Source organism: Streptomyces lushanensis, from assembly GCF_001700515.1.
GTDB lineage: Bacteria > Actinomycetota > Actinomycetes > Streptomycetales > Streptomycetaceae > Streptomyces > Streptomyces lushanensis.
The window spans coordinates 62,722-63,114 of record NZ_MAUD01000020.1 but is presented as its reverse complement, the minus strand read 5'-3'; the positions used below and the strand labels follow the sequence as shown (position 1 = coordinate 63,114).

Annotated in this window: 1 protein-coding gene; it reads left to right on the top strand. The window is 68.4% G+C overall.

The window, feature by feature from the left end; all coding sequences use genetic code 11:
• Positions 1-361 (top strand): LLM class flavin-dependent oxidoreductase (locus tag BFF77_RS01840; protein ID WP_141698330.1); only part of this gene is annotated, 361 nt, incomplete at its 5' end.
• Positions 362-393: the final 32 nt, after the last annotated feature.

Here is a 393-nt window from a genome sequence, read left to right as displayed (position 1 = left end):
GCACGCGCGTGAGCAGTGCCGCTGGTTCGGCGGGATGGTCGGCAACCATGTCGCCGATCTGGTGGCGCGGTACGGGGAGGGCTCGGGCCTGGTGCCGGACGCGCTGACCGCGTACATCAAGCAGCGCGAGGGATACGACTACAGCCACCACGGCAGGGCCGGGAATCCCTCGACGGACTTCGTGCCCGACGAGATCGTGGACCGGTTCTGTCTGCTGGGTCCCGTCGAGGCGCACATCGAGAAGCTCCAGGTGCTGCGCGATCTGGGCGTCGACCAGTTCGCCGTCTACGACATGCATGACGCCAAGGAAGCGACGATCGACGCGTACGGCGCGGAGATCATCCCTGCGTTCCAGGACTGAACCGGTCGCTGTCCCCGGGCGGCCGGGCCGGG